The 1,837-nt window shown below is 65.1% G+C and carries 3 protein-coding genes; all 3 read right to left on the bottom strand.

The window, feature by feature from the left end:
* A partial coding sequence (locus tag AC4FWB_RS33970; RefSeq protein ID WP_491030580.1) for an aminotransferase class III-fold pyridoxal phosphate-dependent enzyme occupies positions 1–658 on the bottom strand: 658 nt, incomplete at its 3' end.
* Positions 658–1,281, bottom strand: a complete 624-nt coding sequence (gene bioD, locus AC4FWB_RS33965; protein ID WP_491030579.1) for a dethiobiotin synthase — start codon at positions 1,279–1,281, stop codon at positions 658–660. The genes bioD and AC4FWB_RS33970, both read right to left, overlap by 1 nt.
* Positions 1,278–1,837: aminotransferase class I/II-fold pyridoxal phosphate-dependent enzyme (locus AC4FWB_RS33960; protein WP_491030578.1), on the bottom strand; the 560-nt coding region annotated here is incomplete at its 5' end. The genes AC4FWB_RS33960 and bioD, both read right to left, overlap by 4 nt.

Raw genomic sequence — 1,837 nt, 5'->3', positions numbered from 1 at the left:
TCTTCTTCAATTCGGCCACAACCCAGGCCGGATACATCAGCATGCCGCCGGCGCCGAGCACCAGCGGCTCGACAATCAGCGCGGCTGCGCGCCGGTCACGAGAAATTGCCTCGAACCGATCCAGCGTCTCCTGCTCGCGGCCGGGAGCGGGAAAGGGGATGGTGTCGACCTCGAACAGCAGCGGCTCGTAGGCGGCGTTAAACACGCCGCGCGCGCCGACGCTCATCGTGCCGATCGTGTCGCCATGGTAGCTGTGCTCCATGACGACGATGCGCGAACGCGGCGAGCCGATGTTGCTGAAATAGCCGAGCGCCATCTTCAGCGCGACCTCGACCGAGGTCGAGCCGCTGTCGGAATAAAACACCCAGTCGAGCCGCGGCGGCGTAAGGTCGACAAGCGCGCTGGCGAGGCGTTCCGCCGGTTCGTGTGTGAAGCCGGCGAAGATGATCTGGTCAAGGCTCGCGGCAGTCGTCTCGATGGCCTTGATGATGCGGGGATGGCGGTGGCCATGGGTGACGACCCACCAGGAGGAGATGGCGTCGAGGATGCGCGTGCCGTCGGCCTTGTAGAGATAGGCGCCTTCAGTCCGGACGATTTCGGGGATCGCCGGCTCGAGCGCGTGCTGGGTGAAAGGGTGCCAGACGCGGGATTGCGACATCATCCGCCCCCAGCAATCGGCGCAAGGTCGAAGCCGGCGATCATCGCTTTTCGCAACGTTTCTGGCGTCAACGGATCAAGATACGGCAGCCTGCCGAGTTGCCGCACATTACCGAACTCCGCGATCGTCCTCTGGCTGTCCGCCATTTCCTCGCCGATGAAAACGACGCCGATGAGCGGAATGGAGAGGGCCCGCAAGGCTTCGATCGACAGCAGTGTGTGATTGATGGTGCCGAGCGCGGTGCGCGCGCACAAGATGACGGGCAGTTGCCATTCCCGGAATATGTCGATGAACCTCGTCTGCCGATTGAGCGGCACCATCAGTCCGCCAGCACCTTCGATGATGAGCGGGCCTGGCAACTCTGGCAGCGAGAGCTTTGCCGACTCGATCGCGACGCCGTCGATTTCAGCAGACCGATGCGGTGATAGCGGCGTCTTCAGACGGTAAACTTCCGGCAGGACACGTCCGGCCGGCAGGCCGGAAAGCCGGGCAACGACATCGCTGTCGGTCTCGCCGTCGAGGCCCGATTGCACCGGTTTCCAATAGAAGCCGCCGAGCCCGGCCGAAAACACCGTCTTGCCGATGCCGGTATCCGTTCCGGTGATGACGACGCCTCGGGTCATGTCACCTCGGGTCGTGTCTGGGCCAACGCCTCGACAAGCGCATCGATCATGGCGGATATAGCGGCTTCATCGACGTTGAGCGTCAGCGATATGCGCAAGCGCGACGTCCCTTCCGGCACGGTCGGCGGACGAATGCCGCGTATGTCGAAGCCGCGCGCCTGCAGTGCCGTCGCCGCCGCCATGGTGCGCCGGTTGTCGCCGATCAAGATCGGCTGGATCTGCGAGCCAGACGGCATTACTCCGCAGCGTTCGGCCAGCTGGTGGCCTGCAAAGGCCACGATTTCATTGAGCCGGGTACGGCGTTCCGGCTCGTCGGACAGCATGGCGAGCGCCTCGCGCGCCGCGACGGCCATCAGCGGCGACGGCGCGGTGGCGTAGATGAACGGCCGGCAGCGGTTGACGAGATAGTCGCACAGCGTCCTTGGCCCGGTGACGAGCGCGCCGGAAGCGCCGAGCGCCTTGCCGCATGTGTGGAGCGCGAGAATGTTGTCGCGGCCCTCGAAAGCGACGGCAAGGCCGCGGCCATCCAGTCCCCAGACGCCCGTGGCGTGCGCCT

The sequence above is a fragment of the Mesorhizobium sp. LEGMi-168a genome (genome assembly GCF_058312955.1).
Note: the sequence above shows the minus strand (reverse complement) of the source record. Positions and strands in the feature narration are given on the sequence as shown.